This window comes from Candidatus Skiveiella danica (assembly GCF_022705245.1).
In the GTDB taxonomy this organism is placed as follows: domain Bacteria; phylum Pseudomonadota; class Gammaproteobacteria; order Burkholderiales; family Burkholderiaceae_C; genus Skiveiella; species Skiveiella danica.
In genome coordinates this window covers 1-673 of the sequence record NZ_JAKJEW010000120.1, presented here as the reverse complement: position 1 = coordinate 673, position 673 = coordinate 1, and the positions used below count along the sequence as shown (strand labels likewise).

The 673-nt window shown below is 57.8% G+C and carries 1 pseudogene; it reads left to right on the top strand.

What is annotated here, in order from left to right:
- Positions 1-260 precede the first annotated feature (260 nt).
- Positions 261-673 (top strand): annotated as a pseudogene (locus tag ACMUOY_RS20385) (hypothetical protein); the annotation flags it as partial.

The window sequence follows — 673 nt, the reverse complement described above, 5'->3', positions numbered from 1 at the left end:
TGGAACGTGGCGGTGGCGGCCGTGCTGGTGGTGGGCGCGGCCCTCTGGGGCAGCCTCTGGGGCAGCCGCTGAACCGGCGCTAAGGCTCGTTCGGACAGGCCCGGAAGGCCCATATCTCCTCCGCCCGGTCATGGCTGACCGGATGCAAGCCGCTCAAACCACCAAGTGACAAATCGATTACCCTTGAACCCGGACTTCCACTTTTGATTGGTACGGTGGATGGGGGCAGGTCACTGAACGAAAATTAACGGGAGTCCGATATGAACGCAATACTCGTCAAGATTGTTTTGAGCATCGTTCTCACTACCGTCTCGTTCTTGTCAAACGCACAGATTTTCGGCAATGGGCCAAAGATCGACTCGATGCGTGAGTTTGATGATGGAAAGTTCCAGTTCGCTACTCGGTTCGATTTGGCTTGGTACCACGTAGTTAAGTGGCGCGATCCATCCGATCCGCACGTCGCCCGTGTGGCCGACATCACTGGTAGGGCGAGACTGTATTTGCCGAACGATACCCGCGACAAGGTGCCCGCGCTCGTGCTTATCCACCACTCAGGAGGCCTGTACTTCCCTGACGGCCGAGCCAGACCAAACTTTCCAGAGTGGGCGGATGCTTTGACCGACGCGGGCATCGCGGTCGTCCTTCTCGACGTGTACTCCCCACGTCAAATGAA